Origin of the sequence: Taibaiella lutea, from assembly GCF_008629695.1 — a bacterium.
Taxonomy (GTDB): Bacteria; Bacteroidota; Bacteroidia; order Chitinophagales; family Chitinophagaceae; genus Taibaiella; species Taibaiella lutea.
Genome location: NZ_VWSH01000003.1, coordinates 450,933 through 469,495, shown reverse-complemented (window position 1 = coordinate 469,495; position 18,563 = coordinate 450,933). Strand labels below are relative to the sequence as shown.

The 18,563-nt window shown below is 37.8% G+C and carries 18 protein-coding genes; 12 read left to right on the top strand and 6 right to left on the bottom strand.

What is annotated here, in order from left to right:
- Nucleotides 1-81: 81 nt before the first annotated feature.
- Nucleotides 82-1,389, bottom strand: a complete 1,308-nt coding sequence (locus F0919_RS13240) for a dihydrolipoamide acetyltransferase family protein (protein WP_150033246.1) — start codon at nucleotides 1,387-1,389, stop codon at nucleotides 82-84.
- Between the two features lie 192 nt (nucleotides 1,390-1,581).
- Between F0919_RS13240 and F0919_RS13235 the strand changes: the two genes are divergently transcribed.
- From F0919_RS13235 to F0919_RS13195, 10 genes are all read left to right on the top strand, one after another.
- Nucleotides 1,582-2,571, top strand: coding sequence for a sugar phosphate nucleotidyltransferase (locus tag F0919_RS13235; RefSeq protein WP_150033245.1), 990 nt, complete (start codon nucleotides 1,582-1,584; stop codon nucleotides 2,569-2,571).
- A gap of 18 nt (nucleotides 2,572-2,589) precedes the next feature.
- A complete protein-coding gene (locus F0919_RS13230; protein WP_150033244.1) occupies nucleotides 2,590-3,084 on the top strand; it encodes a hypothetical protein in 495 nt (164 codons plus the stop codon).
- Nucleotides 3,085-3,124: 40 nt separating this feature from the next.
- On the top strand, nucleotides 3,125-3,292 hold the full coding sequence (locus F0919_RS18525; protein WP_216629424.1) for a hypothetical protein: 168 nt from the start codon (nucleotides 3,125-3,127) through the stop codon (nucleotides 3,290-3,292).
- Nucleotides 3,293-3,339: 47 nt separating this feature from the next.
- A complete protein-coding gene (locus F0919_RS13225; RefSeq protein WP_150033243.1) occupies nucleotides 3,340-4,251 on the top strand; it encodes a hypothetical protein in 912 nt (303 codons plus the stop codon).
- Nucleotide 4,252: 1 nt separating this feature from the next.
- Nucleotides 4,253-5,209 carry an NAD(P)H-dependent flavin oxidoreductase gene (locus F0919_RS13220; RefSeq protein WP_150033242.1) on the top strand — a complete coding sequence of 319 codons (957 nt, stop codon included), beginning with the start codon at nucleotides 4,253-4,255 and terminating at the stop codon, nucleotides 5,207-5,209.
- A 98-nt stretch (nucleotides 5,210-5,307) separates the two neighbouring features.
- Nucleotides 5,308-6,549, top strand: coding sequence for a peptidase T (pepT, locus tag F0919_RS13215; protein ID WP_150033241.1), 1,242 nt, complete (start codon nucleotides 5,308-5,310; stop codon nucleotides 6,547-6,549).
- A gap of 272 nt (nucleotides 6,550-6,821) precedes the next feature.
- Nucleotides 6,822-7,607 carry a DUF3050 domain-containing protein gene (locus tag F0919_RS13210; protein WP_150033240.1) on the top strand — a complete coding sequence of 262 codons (786 nt, stop codon included), beginning with the start codon at nucleotides 6,822-6,824 and terminating at the stop codon, nucleotides 7,605-7,607.
- 3 nt (nucleotides 7,608-7,610) lie between these two features.
- The gene (locus F0919_RS13205) at nucleotides 7,611-8,198 is read left to right on the top strand and encodes a Crp/Fnr family transcriptional regulator (RefSeq protein ID WP_150033239.1); all 588 of its coding nucleotides are present in this window, start codon (nucleotides 7,611-7,613) and stop codon (nucleotides 8,196-8,198) included.
- Between the two features lie 228 nt (nucleotides 8,199-8,426).
- Nucleotides 8,427-10,091 (top strand): glutamine--tRNA ligase/YqeY domain fusion protein, encoded by a 1,665-nt coding sequence (locus tag F0919_RS13200; RefSeq protein WP_150033238.1) that lies wholly within the window; start codon nucleotides 8,427-8,429, stop codon nucleotides 10,089-10,091.
- 207 nt (nucleotides 10,092-10,298) lie between these two features.
- A complete protein-coding gene (locus F0919_RS13195) occupies nucleotides 10,299-11,129 on the top strand; it encodes a hypothetical protein (RefSeq protein WP_150033237.1) in 831 nt (276 codons plus the stop codon).
- Here F0919_RS13195 and F0919_RS13190 read toward each other — a convergent pair.
- The 3 genes from F0919_RS13190 to F0919_RS13180 form a co-directional block, all read right to left on the bottom strand.
- Entirely contained in the window at nucleotides 11,126-11,578 is a 453-nt protein-coding gene (locus F0919_RS13190; protein WP_150033236.1) for a hypothetical protein, read from the bottom strand. The two genes, F0919_RS13195 and F0919_RS13190, sit on opposite strands and share 4 nt — an antisense overlap.
- Nucleotides 11,562-12,716, bottom strand: a complete 1,155-nt coding sequence (locus tag F0919_RS13185) for a DUF4221 family protein (RefSeq protein ID WP_190277389.1) — start codon at nucleotides 12,714-12,716, stop codon at nucleotides 11,562-11,564. The genes F0919_RS13190 and F0919_RS13185 overlap by 17 nt, the downstream gene beginning before the upstream one ends.
- A gap of 90 nt (nucleotides 12,717-12,806) precedes the next feature.
- Nucleotides 12,807-13,274, bottom strand: coding sequence for a hypothetical protein (locus F0919_RS13180; protein WP_150033234.1), 468 nt, complete (start codon nucleotides 13,272-13,274; stop codon nucleotides 12,807-12,809).
- Nucleotides 13,275-13,576: 302 nt separating this feature from the next.
- Here F0919_RS13180 and rny point away from each other — a divergent pair, with 302 nt between their 5' ends.
- Nucleotides 13,577-15,154 (top strand): ribonuclease Y, encoded by a 1,578-nt coding sequence (gene rny / locus F0919_RS13175; RefSeq protein WP_150033233.1) that lies wholly within the window; start codon nucleotides 13,577-13,579, stop codon nucleotides 15,152-15,154.
- 169 nt (nucleotides 15,155-15,323) lie between these two features.
- Nucleotides 15,324-16,148: an N-acetylmuramidase domain-containing protein gene (locus F0919_RS13170; protein WP_150033232.1), complete on the top strand. Its 825-nt coding sequence runs from the start codon at nucleotides 15,324-15,326 to the stop codon at nucleotides 16,146-16,148.
- 157 nt (nucleotides 16,149-16,305) lie between these two features.
- Here F0919_RS13170 and F0919_RS13165 read toward each other — a convergent pair whose 3' ends face one another.
- Nucleotides 16,306-16,959: a hypothetical protein gene (locus F0919_RS13165; protein WP_150033231.1), complete on the bottom strand. Its 654-nt coding sequence runs from the start codon at nucleotides 16,957-16,959 to the stop codon at nucleotides 16,306-16,308.
- Nucleotide 16,960: 1 nt separating this feature from the next.
- Nucleotides 16,961-18,448: a patatin-like phospholipase family protein gene (locus F0919_RS13160; RefSeq protein ID WP_150033230.1), complete on the bottom strand. Its 1,488-nt coding sequence runs from the start codon at nucleotides 18,446-18,448 to the stop codon at nucleotides 16,961-16,963.
- Nucleotides 18,449-18,563: the final 115 nt, after the last annotated feature.

Here is an 18,563-nt window from a genome sequence, read left to right as displayed (position 1 = left end):
TAAGAATCTGTTGTGGGGGTTCACAATAAATGTATAAAGGAGCGCAATTGCGCTCCTTTATACATTTATTCACTTCAAAAATTATGCTTCTCTTTTGATATCAAAAGCTTCCAGTTCATTTGCAACTGCAGTTAAGAAACTGGCACCTAAAGAACCATCTACAATTCTGTGGTCATAGCTTAAAGACAAGTACATCATCTGACGGATAGCGATTACATCGCCATCTTCTGTTTCCAGAACCATAGGGCGTTTTTTGATGCTGCCCACAGCCAGGATAGCTACCTGCGGTTGATTAATGATTGGTGTTCCCATCAGGCTTCCAAAAGTACCCACGTTTGTAAGGGTGAATGTACCGCCTTGTGTATCATCAGCTTTCAATTTATTGGTACGTGCTGCATTAGCCAGGCCATTTACATCTTTTGCAAGACCCAAAAGGTTTTTGGTACCTGCGTTTTTAATAACCGGAACAATAAGGTTGCCGCTTGGTAATGCAGTAGCCATGCCGATATTAATATCTTTCTTCACAATGATTTTATCACCATCAACACTGGCGTTTATCATCGGATATTTCTTGATACAATTTACAATTGCTTCCACAAAAATGGGAGTGAAAGTAATTTTCTCGCCGTATTTGCTTTCGTAAACTTTCTTATTTTTTTCGCGCCATTTTACCAGATTGGTTACATCACATTCGGTAAAGCTGGTTACGTGCGGTGAGGTAGCTTTACTGCGCACCATATGGTCTGCAATAAGTTTACGCATCCTGTCCATTTCAATGATTTCGACATTTCCGCCTGGTGCAACAAATGGTGCAGGCGCAGCGGCAGGAGTTGCAGCCGGGCTTGCCGGAGCTGCTACAGGTTGAGGAGCGGCAGCAACTTGTGGTGCCGGAGCAGCGCCACGATTTGCAACATAATTCAAAATATCTCTTTTAGTAACACGACCTTCATTGCCTGTTCCCGGAATATTTTCCAGTTCAGCCATGCCAATACCTTCTTTCGAAGCTATATTCAGCACTAACGGTGAGTAAAAACTGTTTCCTGTTTTTGCAATGGTCGCAGCCGGAACTGAACTTGCCGGAGCTGCTGTTGCAACCGGTTGAGGGGCAGCGGCAACTTGTGTTGCCGGAGCAGCGCCGTTTCCGGCAGCCGCAGAATCTATACGTGCAATGACAGTACCAACAGGAACAACATCATCGACTTTAAATAAAATTTCTGTAATAGTACCGGCCGCGGTAGAAGGAACTTCGCTATCTACCTTGTCTGTAGCAATTTCAAGAATGGTTTCATCCATCTTAACGCTATCGCCCGGTTGCTTGTGCCACTTCAAAATAGTAGCTTCCATGATACTCTCACCCATTTTGGGCATTACTAAATCGACAATTGCCATAAATGTATTTTTCTAAAAGAATGCTGCAAAAGTAATTAATTGCGGCATAGTGTGCAAGCCTTAAACAAAAACATATTGTGAGCAGCGTCATTCGTATCATTTTCGGGAAAAAAGCAATGACATTATTTCTTCTCAATAAAAATTTGATGTTACCTTTATTGCCTTCAATATAAAATATTATTATCCTGTAATATGAAAGCTATTATTCCAGTTGCCGGAGCCGGTACTAAATTAAGGCCACATACCTACACACAGCCAAAAGCGCTTATGCCAATGGCCGGTAAGACAATTCTTGCTGTTATTGTAGATGCATTGCTTAATGAAGGTATTGAAGAATATATTTTTATCATTGGTTACCTGGGCGATAAAATACAGGATTATGTAATGCGTACCTATCCCGGATTACGCTGCACTTTCGTAACTCAAAACGACAGAAGAGGTACGGGACATGCTATTTGGCTTACGAAAGAGGCCGTAAAAAATGATGAGGTACTGATTGTATTTGGTGACACCATTTGTGATTTCGATGTTCAATCCATCCTGAAAAGTAAAGTTTCACAGATTGGCATTCGCCGTGTGGACGATCCCCGCAGTTTTGGTGTGGCAGAAGTGGATGATGAAAACAATGTCTTACGTGTTGTTGAAAAACCGTTGATTCCAAAATCAAATATGGCGATGGTGGGCGTTTATAAAATAAATGAAACAGCACAGCTTTTTGAATCTTTGGATACTTATTTGCACAATCGCGCCGATGATGATGGTGAATATCACCTGACACATGCATTGCAGACTATGATTGAAAAGGGTATAAAATTCCATGCATTCAAAGTAAATAACTGGTTTGACTGCGGCAAAAAAGAAACATTGCTTGAAACCAATGCTACCTTGCTTAAAAGCCTTGCAGAAAAAACTTCCTCCCCGCAATTCCCTGATTCTGTAATTATACCTCCGGTAAATATTGGCGCAGGCTGTAAAATTGAAAATTCGATAATCGGCCCTTCCGTTTCTATCGGAGAAAATACAACTGTCCGTTCTTCTATTATTCAGAACAGCATTATCGGCTCTTTTGCTGTACTGGATGAAGTTGTATTAAAATCCTCCATTATTGGGAGTGATGCTTATATACATGGCATGAGCCAAAGTTTAAACATAGGGGATAATACGGATATTGACTTAGGATAAATGCTTACATATTATAAAATGACAAAATCACTACTTGCTATAGCTTTAGCGCTACTAATCTTCTCACAAGTTAACGGACAAGATACTGCATTCGAGACTTTAACCTACAAAACAAAAAGCCAAACGCCCAGGAATCCGACCCTGTTTGATAAAATCTTTGGTTCGAAAAACACTGTTACAGCAACCATACCCAAGGAACAGAATATTGTCGGAAGAGTGCTCGTAAAAGGAAAAATAAGCCTTTATGAAGTAAATGCATATCCTGGTCAATGTAATCTCGGATATGGAACCAATCCTTTCTATTTTATTAAAACAGAAGATGGAGAAACGGTGCCGCTTATACACCACGAACAAATAGGTGCACAAGTAGTTTCCCAGCCATATATCGGTATGCTGAGGTATTGTTTGAGAAAATGGGATGAAAGTGAATCTTATATAACTGAGGTACCATATTCAACCGAAAGTTTAAGCCGTTTGATAGAGAAATATAATTATAATGTAGCAACCAAATAAAGAATTAATTATGTAACATTGCCGGCTAAAAACCTATTTAATGAAAAAAAGTTTATTCTTTATTTTATTTTGCTTGTGTTATACACAAATTTTATTTGCACAAAATAGTAACTGGGAAAATGGTATTGTTATTCTTCAAAACGGCGACAGTCTGACCGGAGAAATAAAATATAGAAATGAAAAGATATTTATCTTGGATTTATCATAAGAGATTCGCTTAAAGCAACTAAAGAACTTAAAGCAAAAGAGATTAAGTTGTTTATACTTACAGATTATAAAATTCAATTTGAACCTGTCTCTTTCAAAACAAGCCAGGATACTGTTACAATTTTGGCTTCAGTAATAACAAAAGGTGCTGCAACGCTCTATCAGTCTCAGATTGATCCCGAAAGATTAGGATTAGACGAAGCAGTATCGCCATTTTACGTGATTAAGTCATCAAGAGGAACATTTCCTCTTCTACATAATACAGATCCAACAAAAAGACAATATAATAAATTCAAAGGAATCCTTAATTATGCAACAGGAGAATGCAATGATCAACAGCAGATGAATCGCCTGAGATATACATTAAAGGATATTCTTGATGTCGTTTTAAGTTATAATAAGTGCAAAGATCCCAATTCAACACCTGCTACTATAAATACCAAGCCTCAAATTCCTGCAATAGTATCGCATCAATTACTGATTGGAGGAGTAATAGCAAGCAAAGCTCAATTAAGTAGTGATGATATATATATCGAAAGGTATAGCGGTGGGGCAGGCTTCAATGTAGCATATTGCTTACAAGCAATCTACCCGGCAATTTCAAAAAAAATATCTACAGAATTCAGTTTAGGTCTTACATATGCGAAGTATAAATCTGAATTCGTTACTGACAAAACTTATAATTATTTTGCGGGAAGGATCAAGATATTAGGAGGTTTTAATCTTTCTGATAAACCTAATGTAATGCCGATAATTCAGTTCGGTCCTTCTTTCGAATTTCAAACCAACCTGCTTTCGATTAATCCTTTGGCTAATGTGGGTTTTGGTATCGGTTTAAACAGATACTTCATTGGAGGACTTGTTGAATTTCCATTTACATCCTTTAACGATCGTAGTTTTTATTCTTTAAATTTTAAATACACTTTTGCAAAGTCAAAAGATAAAAAGTCAAACCAATAACTTGGAACAGTTTACAAACAGAATCACAGCACTCTTTGATATTAAATACCCGATAGTACAGGCAGGTATGATTTGGGCTTCCGGATGGAAATTAGCATCTGCGGTAAGCAATGCCGGCGGGCTTGGATTAATTGGCGCCGGCAGTATGTATCCGGATACGTTACTGGAACACATTAAGAAATGCAAGGCAGCTACAGATAAACCTTTCGGCGTAAACCTGCCATTGCTTTATCCTGATGTTGATAAACATATCGGGTATATTATTGAACAAAAAATACCGATTGTTTTTACCTCTGCCGGCAATCCTAAAACATGGACTTCTGTTTTAAAAGCAGAAGGTATAAAAGTGGTGCATGTGGTTTCCAGTGCAAAATTTGCATTGAAAAGTCAGGATGCCGGTGTGGATGCTATTGTAGCCGAGGGTTTTGAAGCAGGCGGCCATAACGGAAGAGAAGAAACCACCACACTTTGCCTGATACCTCAGGTAAGAGAAGCCATTCATATTCCATTGATTGCAGCAGGGGGCATTGCGACCGGAAAAGCTATGTTTGCTACAATGGCTTTAGGAGCAGAAGGTGTTCAGGTTGGCAGCCGTTTTGTTTGCAGCAATGAAGCTTCTTCCCATCAGAATTTTAAGGAGGCCATCGTAAAAGCCAATGAAGGAGATACGCATTTATCTTTAAAGAGGCTAACACCTGTACGCCTTATCAAAAACAAATTCTTTCAAATAGTAGCGGAAGCTGAAAACCGTGGCGCGGCTAATGAAGAGCTCCTGGAATTGTTGGGAAGAGCAAGGGCAAAGCTGGGTATGTTTGAAGGAGACTTAGACGAAGGTGAATTGGAGATCGGGCAGGTAAGCGGCTTGATTCATGATATCAAGCCTGCGGCTGAAATTGTGGAAGATTTATGGAAAGAGTTTTGCGAAGCGATAGAAAATCCTTTTTATCAGCCAAAATAAATCAATCCTGGACTTTTAGCTCAAGCTTTCTACAAAGAGCATCAGGTTAAAAATTACATTCAAAGCCATACCTTTGTCGCCTAAAATTATCCTCCGAAATGGACTCAAATTATAAGCATACTGTTGCCGAAAGGCTGATGCGCTATGTGCAAATCGACACGCAAAGCGACCCATATTCTACTGCTCAACCTTCTACTGAAAAACAAAAGAACCTCACGAAGCTTTTGGCTGATGAGTTGAAAGCCATTGGCATTACAGATGCAGAAGCTGATGAATATGGCTATGTTTATGGCACCATCCCTGCAACAATTGATAAAGATGTTCCTGTTATCTGCTATTGTGCGCATGTGGACACATCGCCTGATTGTAGCGGAGAAAATGTAAAACCTATTTTGCACAAAAATTATGATGGCAACGATATTGTATTGCCTGATGATAACAATGTAGTCATTACCACACAACGCCATCCCTATCTAAAACAGCGAATCGGTGATGACATCATAACGGCTTCAGGCCTGACATTGCTGGGTGCCGACGATAAAGCAGGCGTTGCCGTAATTATGGATGCTGCACAATACCTGATGGAGCATCCGGAAGTGAAGCACGGCAAAATCCGTATCTTATTTACGCCTGATGAAGAAGTTGGCCGTGGTGTGGATAAGGTTGATATGAAAAAGCTGGGCGCTGACTTTGGTTATACCTTAGATGGCGGCGAAAGGGGCCATCTGGAAGGCGAAAGCTTCTCTGCTGATGGGGTAAGTATTACTATTCACGGAATAAGTGCGCATCCAGGCTATGCGAAAAATAAACTGGTAAATGCTACGAAAGTAGCTGCTGCATTCCTTGATACGTTACCCAAAAACGAATGGAGTCCTGAAACAACCAGCGATAAAGAAGGTTTTGTGCATCCGGTACATATTGAAGGCGGTGCTGAAAAAACAAGGATAGACTTTATCATCCGCAATCATGACACAGCTAAGCTTGCAGAATATGAAAAGCAGCTTGAGGAAATGCTGAAAGCTGCTGTGGCTCAATATCCGGGCGCGAAATACGATTTTGTTGTAAAAGAACAATACCGGAACATGCGTGAAATTCTGGATCAACATCCTAAAGTGATGGAATATGCTGAAATAGCTTATAAGCGCGCAGGCATGACACCGGAACGCATAAGCATACGCGGCGGTACCGATGGCTCACGCCTTTCCTTTATGGGATTGCCTTGCCCTAATATTTTTACCGGTGAAATGGGAATTCATTCCAAACAGGAATATGTAAGTGTTCAGGATATGGAAAAAGCATGCCAGGTTTGTATTCACATTGCCGAAATTGTAGCAGAATAATCTTTCATTTTTTTATAATTAAAGCCCTTTGGAATATGCCTGAAGGGCTTTTTTAGTAGATTTCTTAATTTCTTTATAGAAACTACTGAATATTTATTTCAACATTTCCGTAACTTGCATAACTTGACCTAAGTCAATAATATAAAAATATTACTTGTATAATTGATTAATTAAACGATTAACCTGCTATTGTGAGTTTCTATCATTAATTAAAAAGCGGATGTGCTAACTTTGGCGCCGCAAAGGGGAATTTGAATCAAAAGAACAGATAAATGAATTTTTTAGAAAATTTAAAGGCTGAAATAGAACCTTTAAAATCCCGGCTCATTAAACATGAGGTTTATAGTAAAATAACAACGATTGAGCATTTGCATGAATTTATGCAACACCATGTTTTTGCCGTTTGGGATTTTATGTCATTATTGAAAAGTTTGCAACGCAATCTCACCTGTATTGACATTCCGTGGGTACCTGTAGGCGACGCTAATACAAGATATCTTATTAATGAAATTGTTACCGGTGAAGAAAGCGATGTGGACGAAAACGGTAACAGGCACAGCCATTTCGAATTATACCTCATGGCCATGAAGCAGGCGGGTTGTGACACGACACAGATAGAACAAATGCTTGCAACTGTTTTGGAAGGTAAATCGGTAGAAAATGGCCTGGATATATGTGGCGCTCCTGTTTCTGTAAAAACCTTTGTAAATAACACTTTCGAAGTTATAAATACAGGAAAGGCTTATTTGCAGGCTGCTGTTTTCACCTTTGGCCGCGAAGATTTAATACCACAGATGTTCATTTCGTTTGTGAATGAATTGCATGAACAATCACCTGAGAAAATCAGCATTTTTAAATACTATCTGGAACGGCATATTGAAGTTGACGGCGACCACCATTCCAACCTTGCTTATCAGATGACGGTGTCTTTATGTGGAAACGATGCCGGTAAATGGGAGGAAGCCACCCGTTACATTAAACAGGCTTTGAAATGCAGAATTCAGCTTTGGGACGCCATCGCAGAATCATTTTCTAACATAAATGTTCAAAATATTTAAATCATGAACGTACTCTTATCTGAAATCGCGAAGGAAACTGTGCTGACAAAGGCAGAAGAGGATTTGATCAAATCGGTCTTTACCGTAAAGAAATTACGTAAACGTCAGTTTTTAGTTCAACAGGACGCTTCTTACCGTCATTTATACTTTATTGAAAAGGGTATTGTACGTTCTTATATCAAAGGGCCGAATGATGAAGAACATATTGTTCAGTTTGCTGCAGAAGGCAGTTGGATTTCCGAGGATTTTAATCAATTGGCTGATATAAAATCTGTTTACAATATTGACGCACTGGAACCTTCAGAAATCCTGTGCATTGACCGCGAAGTTTTCCAGAATCTTATGGTACAAATACCAAAACTTGAAAGATATTTCAGAATGGTTTTGCAAAAAAGGCTTTATGCCCTTAACCTTCGTGTATTGAACTATCTGATGCATTTTGCAGAAGAAAAATACAGAAGATTTGTAAGTTTTTATCCTGAAATAGTCCAGCGTGTGCCACAGCATATGATCGCAGCTTATTTAGGTATCAAGCCTGAAACATTGAGCAGGAACAGAAAAAAAATGGCTACTAAGAAAAAAGAAGCCTGAGTTCTCTGCTATAATATTCAAATGCCTGATACATTTCGTATCAGGCATTTTTTTGATTCTGTTTTAAAAACTGTATTATTTGTGCAAAAGAACTCATTTGCCGGAGATGCAGTTTGAAATACGCGGCTTCTGATTTGTTGATTGGTAATGCTTACATTTGCAACCCGTCAATTAGTGGTTTTACCCACTTTGACATCAATTTTTTAATACAAAATTCTAATATAAATCATGGAAGAACGTTCCCTGAATTTTCTGGAAGAAATAATAGAAAATCATCTTGCCGAAGGCAAATATAAAAATATACATACCCGTTTCCCGCCTGAACCAAATGGTTATTTACATATAGGCCATGCGGCATCCATTTGCCTGAATTTCGGGCTTGCCATAAAATATAAAGGTCAGTGCAATTTGCGTTTTGACGACACCAATCCTGTTACCGAAGAAACGGAATATGTGGAAAGCATTATGAACGATGTGAAATGGCTTGGCTTTAATTGGGACGAATTGCATTATACTTCCGATTATTTTGAAGAATTATACGGATTTGCAGTAAAGCTAATTGAGAAGGGCTTTGCTTATGTGGATGATTCTACTGCCGAGGAAATGGCCGCACAAAAAGGCGATATCAACAGGACGGGTGTTAACAGTATTTACCGCAGCAGGAGCATTGACGAAAACCTTCAGTTATTTGCAGAAATGCGTGAAGGTAAATATCCCGATGGTGCCAAAGTGCTACGTGCAAAAATAGACATGGAACATCCGAATTTGCTGATGCGCGACCCGATTATTTATAGAATCAAGCATGCGCATCATCATCGTACCGGTGATAAATGGTGCGTTTATCCGATGTATGATTTTGCACACGGACAAAGCGACAGCATAGAAAATATTACGCATTCCATTTGCACATTGGAATTCATCCATCACCGCCCGTTGTACGATTGGTTTATTGAAAAACTGGAAATATTTCCATCGCACCAATATGAATTTGCACGTCGCAACCTTACTTATACGGTAATGAGTAAGCGCAAATTATTGCAATTGGTTAATGAAAAGCATGTAGATGGTTGGGATGATCCAAGAATGCCTACAATCAGTGGTTTGCGCCGCAGAGGTTACACACCTGAAAGTATTCGGAACTTTGCAGATACAATTGGTATTGCCAAACGTGAAAATATTACCGATGTTGGCCTGCTTGAGTTTTGTGTACGCGACCACCTGAATAAAATTGCCGATAGAAGAATGGCGGTTCTGGATCCGGTAAAGCTTATCATTACCAATTACCCTGAAGGGCAAACGGAAGATTTGATAGCTGAAAACAATCCGGAAAATGAAAACGGAGGTACGAGAAGTGTTCCTTTCAGCAGAGAAATCTGGATTGAAAGAGAAGATTTCATGGAAGATGCGCCGAAAAAATTCTTCCGTCTGGGACCGGGCTTAACCGTTCGTCTGAAATATGCTTATATTGTTACCTGCAATGATTTCAAAAAAGATGAGCATGGAAATATTACGGAAATTTACTGCAGCTATATTCCGGAAAGCAAGAGTGGCAGTGATACAAGCGGGTTAAAAGTAAAAGGTACAATTCATTGGGTGAGCGTGCCCCATGCAAAAACAGCAGAAGTAAGGTTGTATGACAGATTATTCAAAGTAGAAAACCCTGCTTCGGAAGAAGGCGATTTCAAAGATTATATCAATCCGGATTCATTGACTATTCTTCCGAAGGCCTACATAGAGCCGGCATTGACTGAAACAAATCCTTTAGATAAGTTCCAGTTTTTACGTTTGGGGTATTTCACTACAGATAAAAACAGCACATCTGGTCATTTAATTTTTAATAAAACAGTAGGCCTGAAAGACAGCTGGGCAAAAGAAGTAAAAAAAGAAGGATAATAAAACGAAACTGTCAGAAAGATCTGGAAACGCAACCACAACATTGGTTGCGTTTTTTTGTTTGTAGTTATTAGCAGGAAGTATAGGCTGAAAATGGCTAAATTTTTTAAAAGATTAATCAATATTTATAAAAGATTTAACCATGCAATCTATAAAATAAACAAAAAACTGCTTAAATTTATATAACACTTTATAAATAGTGTTTGTATGAATATTAAATTCAATATTTATAAATATTTTGTTATTTTAATTTTGTTTTTTTTCACTACAATAATTAAAACGACAGCACAGAACAATGTAAATCTTGCTAAAACAAGCAATTTATCATTGGCAAGCTTAGCTATAATATCAGGCATTGAATGGGAAAATGAAAAGTTAATTCCAAAGCCGGCAATGCTGAAAATGGATAATAATAGTACAAAAAATAAAAAATCGAGTATCCATTTTATTGATACATCTGAATTGTTACCGGAGCCTTCAATTTTACTTTCAGATTTATTGAATTTCAGTGTTATTGTCTCCAACAATAGCGCCATTTTACAATGGAAGGCATCCAATTTATCAGATGCACAAGAGCTTATAGTAGAACAAAGTATAGATGGAACATTTTTTCAGGAAGTTTCGGTTATCATGATGGACGTTGAAGAAAAAATAAATGGTTTAATAATCCCTCAGGAAAATGGCCTTTCCTACTACAGGTTAAAGGTTTTGGATAAAGACGGAAGTACAGCTTATACCGAACCTTTAACATGTCAGGTTGATACAAAAGCATCTGGGATTGTTTCTGTTTATCCGAATTCAATCAATGATGAATGGCTGACAGCATTGAGTGTCGTGACAGATTACAGAGGAAAAATTAAAGTGGTAATCACTGATGACCATGGCCATCAGTTAATCGAATTTCATAGGGAAATCGTAACTGAGCAATCCAAAATTCCAATTGGGGTTGCTACTATTCCCAAAGGAGCTTACTATATTTTTGTATCTATGAAGGATGGTTCACACATAGGTTCTGTTCAGGAGCTTGTAAAAAACTAATCATCGCTTAGGGCCCGGCTTACATATTCTGTAGCTTCTTCCCAATTATCGGCATCAAAATGAATAGTAGAATCCACTGTTCCGTTTTTCAATAAGAAGACTCTTGTGTTAAACTCAAGTTTTGATTTTTCAAAATCCTCTTTTTTGCAAACTATTATATTACTGCATCTATCATCTTCCAGAAAACAACTGATATCCAGTTTATTCGGATTTACTGCCACCAGAAAAAAAACATTGTCATTATTTTTAAAATGGCAAAAAGCATTTACCATTGATTGATTGCAATTCGGACATCCTTCATCACCAATTTCAAGTATAGCACGTGTTTCGGGCGTAATGTTTACTCCCAGATGTTGCATTTGTTCATTAAAGCCCTTCTCTTTTTCCGACTTACAAGACAAAATCCCACAAACCCCAAAGAGCACAGCAAGACTATTTCTTATCCACATGAAACAATTGGAATTTTGTAATATTGCCATTATTTTTATCGGTTTTATTTATCAAAAGGCCTTCTTTAATCACATACATTTCCGAAAGATCATATATATTACAGTCCAGTTTTATTTCTTCCTGCAATTGGAGATTTGTATTATAAATAAGCAATGATTTTTTCTTGCTGGGTTCGGTTGCATTTTTATCGGCCTCTCCTCGTAATACGATATAAATCAGGTTCCTGAAGGAATCGTAGCTTATACTCCATACACCGCCTAAATGATTAAACAAAGCATTTAGGTCCGCTCCTTCCTGAAATTCTTTTGTTGTCAAAGGTACACAGCCGATAGTTGAATATTTTGAAGTCATCTTAACCGCCTTTTTGATTGAAAAATCTTTATCGTTTATCAGATAAAGGCTGTCGCTGTACCATGAAGTTAGTAATATACCCTGCGGTATAGGTGCATATAATGCAGATTCTGCGGGCATCGCATCCCCATCTTTAAGTATCCTGTTATAAAATCCCGGGAGGCCAAAAGTTATTTTGGAATCAGAAGCTAATTCCATTTTTAAAAAATAGGGGTGCGCTTTATTTGCTTTAAAATAATCAGATAACGTGTAGGCCCTTTTTTCATCTTTATAATAATAGACACAATTAAATAAAAAGGTATTGTTATTAATACAGAAGCCTGAAAGCATCGATCCTCTTACCTCTGCACGCATTGAATCCGGAACAGAGGTATCTACTTTAATTTGCTTTAGAATATTGCCTTCCGCACCTATTAAGTACACATAGTTGGAATAATTTGCAAGCACCCAGAAAGAATCCGTTGATATGGGTGCCACATCATAAATTGACTTCTCTATTGTAAGTACATCTTTTAATGGGATAGATTTTAATAATTTCCCATCTAATGTGAAAAGGTCAATCTGTTTATAGGTCTTGGTATTGTAACTGCAAAAAATAGCCTGGCCGCTTTTATCGTTAAATACCTTGCTGTAGCGCTTCTGAATAGGAAATTGTGATGAAAAAGAAAAAGTCTTGCCGGGTGTTAATGAAAATTGATGTGTACCTGTATTTATTTTGCAGGAAGAGAGAAAGAAAAGTAAGATTATGGTAAGAAGAATGGGATAGGATCTTATATGAAAATACATTAGAAGCGTATGAGATGTTGTTAAAGACATGACGTTACATGCTGCCTTTGTCTAAAAGCAGTACATTACTTCAATCACCTGAGACAATTCTTATTTCTTAATCGGAATAACAAGAACAAAATCTTTGCTATCCATAAACTTCAGATATTGCATGCCGGTACTTTGGTTATTGTCTATAGCTAATGTATATTTTGAATCAACAACACCTTGCAGATAATCTCCCGGAATATCGGCTGATAAATCTTCCATGTTAGTACGGATAAAAGCAGAATAATCGCCGCCATCCATGATTGTATTCATCAATTGCTTTACCTTAGGTGCAACTATCACAATGTCATCCAGACAATTGCCGCCTGTATAAACGCAACTTGCATCAGCCTGAACATATATTCTGTACCTATCCGGGCCGAATATAAGTATCGGTTTCATTTTTGTGGTGTTTGCAGTTCTATTGATTGCTGTGCTTGTATTTGGAGCGTTAACAGCTTTATCTTTCTGGCAAGAAGAGATGGCAATAAAACCAATTAATGCTGTTCCAAGTAAAATTACACTTTTCATGTCTTTAACTATTTATACTAAATTGAAATATTTCGTCCCACAAATTAAGGCATATTTTACTTTTTCACCATAGTTTTGGCTGTTAAATTAAATACAAGAAGTAAATAAAATTAAAATATTATTATTTTTCATTCAACATTTGTTGAAATTCATTAAAAACGTAACCATTCCAACACCGAAAAGCCAGAAATGAAAATACGGGAATAAATATTAACTTCGCAGGTTAAAGCATGCGCCAATCTAAAAATTGGGGCGTTCTTTTTTTATAATTTTCACTAACACATAAATGACAATAGGAATATATGGATTTAACATTAATCATTACCGCGTTGGCTGTCATCGCGGCCTTGGTAATCGGCATATTTTTGGGTAAAGCAATATTTGCAAAAAACACGGAACAAAAAGTACAGGACGCAGAACAGCAGGCAAATAAAATAACAGAAGATGCCAAATTACAAGCAGAAACACTCAAAGAGAAAAAATTATTAGAAGCAAAAGAAAAATTTCTGCAACTAAAATCAGAACACGAAAAAGAAGTAAATAACCGCAACCAAAAAGTAGTAGAAGCAGAAAACAAGGTTCGTCAGAAAGAACAGTCTTTAAACGACAAAACGCAGGTTTTACAAAAACAAAGCAATGAATATACCCAATTGAAAGCCAATCTGGATAAGCAATTGGAAATTGTAGGTATTAAGCGTACGGAACTGGAAAAGCATCAGGAAGAACACATTAAGCGTCTTGAAAAAGTGTCGAACCTGACAGCCGAGGAGGCAAAGAACGAACTGATTGAGGCTATGAAGGAAGAGGCACGTACAGGTGCAATGGCTCATATCCAGGAAATTGTTGAGAATGCAAAGGTAAATGCATCCAAAGAGGCCAAAAAGATTGTAATTCAAAGCATTCAGCGTGTAGCTGCAGAGCAGACTATTGAAAATGCAATTACCGTTTTCAATCTTGAAAGTGACGAAATTAAAGGCCAGATTATTGGCCGTGAAGGTAGAAATATACGCGCGCTGGAAGCTGCTACCGGCGTAGATTTGATTATTGATGATACCCCTGAAGCAATTGTATTAAGCTGTTTCGATCCGCTTCGCAGAGAAGTTGCACGTCTGTCTTTGCAGCGTTTGGTACAGGATGGCCGTATACATCCTGCCCGTATCGAAGAAGTGGTGGAAAAAACCAAAAAGCAAATAGAAGACCAGGTAATGGAAATCGGTGAACGTACCATTATTGAATTAGGCATTCACGGTTTGCATAAAGATTTGGTACGTATGGTTGGTAAAATGCGTTTCCGTTCTTCTTATGGTCAGAATTTATTAATGCACTCCAAAGAAACTGCAAATCTTTGCGGCGTAATGGCTGCAGAATTGGGATTGGGACAAAAAGTGGTAAAATTGGCTAAACGTGCAGGTTTACTGCATGACATCGGAAAGGTTCCTGATGAAGAAACAGAATTGAGCCACGCCTTGTTAGGCGCTAAACTGGCTGAAAAAGCAGGTGAACATCCGGCTATTATAAATGCCATTGGTGCTCACCATGATGAAATGGAAATGACCTATATTATTTCTCCGATTATTCAGGCTTGCGACGCGATTAGCGGAGCACGTCCGGGAGCACGTCGTGAGATTATGCAAAGCTATTTACAACGTATTAAAGATCTTGAAAACCTTGCTGTAGCTTATAACGGTGTTGAGAAAGCTTATGCTATTCAGGCGGGGCGCGAACTTCGCGTAATTGTAGAAGCCGATAAAGTAACGGATTCTGAAAGTGATCGTTTAAGCTATGAAATTGCTGAGAAAATTCAGAAGGAAATGCAATATCCGGGACAGATTAAAGTAACTGTCATTCGCGAGAAACGTGCTGTAAATGTAGCGAGATAATCGATAAAGATTTTATCATTAAAAGAGGGAACTAACACAAATTAGTTTCCTCTTTTTAGTTTACTGAAACAGCTTTGCATTTGACAACCTGAAAAAGTTAATATTTGAATTTAATAATGTTTTTATTATATTTGTATTGAACCAATATTAACCAATAAATATTTTCATCATGAATGGGGTTTTAAAAAGAGGCAGCAAGGGAGAACTTGTGCAGCTTATGCAGGAAATGCTGAAAAAATCAGGTTATACAATAAGTACTGACGGAGATTTTGGAAGTGGAACAGAAAAGGCCGTTTTTGATTTCCAAAAGAAAAACAACCTGAAAGTAGATGGCATTGTAGGCTCCAAAACATGGATTCTGATGCAGGAGCAATCTTCCAAAATAAAGAAAGCAGAAACTTCAGTAGCCATCAACCAGTTTTTAAGTGAACAGGATTTTATTGCGTTTGCTGATAAATATAATCTTGAGATCGCAGCTATTAAAGCAGTTCATGAAGTGGAATCAAATGGTCGCGGTTTTCTGAATGGGAAAATCAAAATACTTTTTGAAGGACATGTTTTCTGGAAAGAATTACAAAAGCGAAATATCAATCCTGTGCCTTTACAAAAAGGCAATGAAGACATTTTGTACAAAAGTTATTTTTCTCCAAATCCCTATTACAGACTCGATCAATATACACGTTTAAACAAAGCTTTAGGTATAAATGCAGAAGCTGCTTACTGTGCTGCATCCTACGGATTATTTCAGGTAATGGGCTTTCATTACAACGCCATGCAATTTGCCACTGCAAAAGACTTCGTGGATTTTCTAAGCATAGATGAAGCGAATCAGCTGGAAATCTTCGGGAGATTTTTAATAGCAAATAAACTTCTGCAATCCTTGAAAGATCATAACTGGGCCAGGTTTGCATCAGGTTATAACGGCCCCGGATATAAGACCAATAAGTACGATACAAAGCTTGCTGCAGCATATGCAAAGTATAAGAAAATGTAAGCGTGTTTATCGACAAGTATTATCTGAAAAATAATTCTTTGCAGGAATAAATCATCAAAGCAAAGGTTCAGGTGGCCTGTCATGCTATGCGATAGCATTTCAAGAGTTTTGGTTGAGTTGTTATTGTCAAAGACTTTTTACTTAGAACCCATTCCTTTTATGCGCTTTTAGTTTTGATTTTACTTAGCAATAAAAAGACAACTATTTCCAGGAAAAATATCAGTATATAAATCAAAGAACCACTATTATAATTCCCGGATAACCAGTAGAAGCATATAACAGAAAGCCCGCCAATCGCGCCAATTAATGCAAACCCCCATTTAAGTGCTTCCAATATCTGCATTAGCCTGAAAGTGAATTTGCTTGCGTTTTTAGCATTGGGTTTTAGATTGGACCATAAATAAATATTCTCAATAGCATCCAGGGCAAAACAAAGAATTTGTGCGTAGGCTAATATCATAAAAATATTTTCTCCCGTGGATTTCAATGTGGGAGCAATGGTGCTGCATAGTATAAAAATACTGCCGTAGGCGCAAGGCATAAATAGCAGGAAGTCCAGTATTATTTGCCAGCGAAAAGAATTAATAGAAGCTTTCTTTTCTTCTTCATCCAACAGGAAAACTCCTTTTAAAATATTGGCGACCTCTGTTTCCTTAGCCGGAAATTCAAGTGCCAGCATGGATACTTTTCTTTTAAGCGGATCCATGGTATAAAAGCGATTGCCTAATCTTCCCATTATGAAAGTGCCTGTAAGCATTCCGCCAAAAGCAATACAAAAATGGAACCAGGCATTAGTAATATCTATCTCCATGTCAGTTGCTTTTTTTACTTTGAAGATTGGGTGTTATCTGATGCTGAACGGTAGAATAAGAATTTTTATACGTATCCCAGTCAAAACCTTTCAGGAATGCAGCTGCCGCTTCTGCGCCGGTAGCAAACATGTCCAGCTTTTCCGGATCCTGAATAAAGAAATTCAGCCAGTTAAATTTTGATAAAGGCACTACACCAATACCTTCCTGCATGACTTTGTTTTTCAGCAAAAAGTCTTTATCGTAATAATCTCTGATGGTGTTGAACATGCGGCCTAAATATCCGCCAAGGCTCCAACTCTCTGCATGCTTACCTGAATCATCGGGTGTACTGTCATCAAGATCGATACCAAAAACAGGTAATCTCGGTATTTGAACATTTTCGTTAAAAAACAAATTGATTGGAAAGTTTGATAAGATACCGCCATCTACAAACCTTGCTGTTGAAGGAGGATCCTCTTCATCAAAAACATTGTTCCATGCAGCTTTGATAGCAGGATCGTCACAAGGTATATCTTTAATATAGTAAGATTCGTAGAACACGGGAATTGACATTGAAGCTCTCACAAAGCCTGCCGGATGCAACTTATCAATATCTTCAGGCTTCCTGAATAAGTAGCACATTTTTGGGAACTCTAATTTGTTTTCTGTTACCAGTTCAGAAGTAATAAAAGTAACATCACCTTTGATATCGTCAATACCCGCTTCATTTATAACACCATCTCTGAGGTGCAATCCGGGAATATCTTGGCTTGCTTTTGCATTTAATTCCGAAACATTATTGACACCGTTTTTCTTAAAATTATCTTTAATCCAGTCGTAAAGAAAGTCACCCGGATTGATACCATAACCTGAGTTTTTAAGCATCGTCAGCAGGGTGGAAAAATAAAAACAGGCGATAAATAATACCAAAGTATATAAACCTGTGATTATAAATAACGTGAGGCATAGTGGCCTGGCCCATTCATAATAAGGCTGTAATCCAAAGGTTACAAAATCGCACAAGAACAACAATGCGAATATGATAAAAAAACGGCTAACCCACTTTTTTACCATAACCGAGAAATCGGGCTCTTTTACAAATTTGCTGATAATAAATCTTGCAAAAGGATGGCCATCCACAAGTTTAAAAAAATCGAGGTTACAAAGTATTTCAACAATATCTACAGATTTAGCATCTTCCTTATTCTTGATGATGGTCATCATAGCAGTATTAATGGCTCCGGCACTTGTTCCTGCCAGGCGCATAAAGCGAATGCCCATTTGTTCAAGAACATAGGTATAACCTACCAGTGCAATTCCTAAAACACCACCGCCTTTTTGCACAAGATGAACATACTGATGGCCTTGCGGATCCAGAATATCTGAAACAACCAAAGGCTTTTCCGCAAAATGTTGATTGAGGTCTTTCAGGCAAGCCTGAACACGGGCATTCTCTGTAAAATAGGCAGTTCCAACGCTTTTACTGCTATCTGCTTTTTTTGAACTCATTCGACTAAAGGGGTGTAAAAAGTCAGAAAAAAGATTCACAAAACCGGATATGCTTATCCGGATAATATTCAATATTAAAATAACGTCTTTAGACTTTGATAAGAATCAAAATCTA

Coding starts and splice junctions, on each gene's coding strand:
- F0919_RS13190 (WP_150033236.1), bottom strand. CDS start 11,578: ATGTGGATAAGAAATAGTCTTGCTGTGCTCTTTGGGGTTTGTGGGATT.
- F0919_RS18525 (WP_216629424.1), top strand. CDS start 3,125: ATGAAAAAAAGTTTATTCTTTATTTTATTTTGCTTGTGTTATACACAA.
- F0919_RS13160 (WP_150033230.1), bottom strand. CDS start 18,448: ATGAGTTCAAAAAAAGCAGATAGCAGTAAAAGCGTTGGAACTGCCTAT.
- F0919_RS13235 (WP_150033245.1), top strand. CDS start 1,582: ATGAAAGCTATTATTCCAGTTGCCGGAGCCGGTACTAAATTAAGGCCA.
- F0919_RS13195 (WP_150033237.1), top strand. CDS start 10,299: ATGAATATTAAATTCAATATTTATAAATATTTTGTTATTTTAATTTTG.
- F0919_RS13210 (WP_150033240.1), top strand. CDS start 6,822: ATGAATTTTTTAGAAAATTTAAAGGCTGAAATAGAACCTTTAAAATCC.
- rny (WP_150033233.1), top strand. CDS start 13,577: ATGGATTTAACATTAATCATTACCGCGTTGGCTGTCATCGCGGCCTTG.
- F0919_RS13240 (WP_150033246.1), bottom strand. CDS start 1,389: ATGGCAATTGTCGATTTAGTAATGCCCAAAATGGGTGAGAGTATCATG.
- F0919_RS13180 (WP_150033234.1), bottom strand. CDS start 13,274: ATGAAAAGTGTAATTTTACTTGGAACAGCATTAATTGGTTTTATTGCC.
- F0919_RS13200 (WP_150033238.1), top strand. CDS start 8,427: ATGGAAGAACGTTCCCTGAATTTTCTGGAAGAAATAATAGAAAATCAT.
- F0919_RS13165 (WP_150033231.1), bottom strand. CDS start 16,959: ATGGAGATAGATATTACTAATGCCTGGTTCCATTTTTGTATTGCTTTT.
- F0919_RS13185 (WP_190277389.1), bottom strand. CDS start 12,716: ATGTATTTTCATATAAGATCCTATCCCATTCTTCTTACCATAATCTTA.
- F0919_RS13205 (WP_150033239.1), top strand. CDS start 7,611: ATGAACGTACTCTTATCTGAAATCGCGAAGGAAACTGTGCTGACAAAG.
- pepT (WP_150033241.1), top strand. CDS start 5,308: ATGGACTCAAATTATAAGCATACTGTTGCCGAAAGGCTGATGCGCTAT.
- F0919_RS13230 (WP_150033244.1), top strand. CDS start 2,590: ATGACAAAATCACTACTTGCTATAGCTTTAGCGCTACTAATCTTCTCA.
- F0919_RS13170 (WP_150033232.1), top strand. CDS start 15,324: ATGAATGGGGTTTTAAAAAGAGGCAGCAAGGGAGAACTTGTGCAGCTT.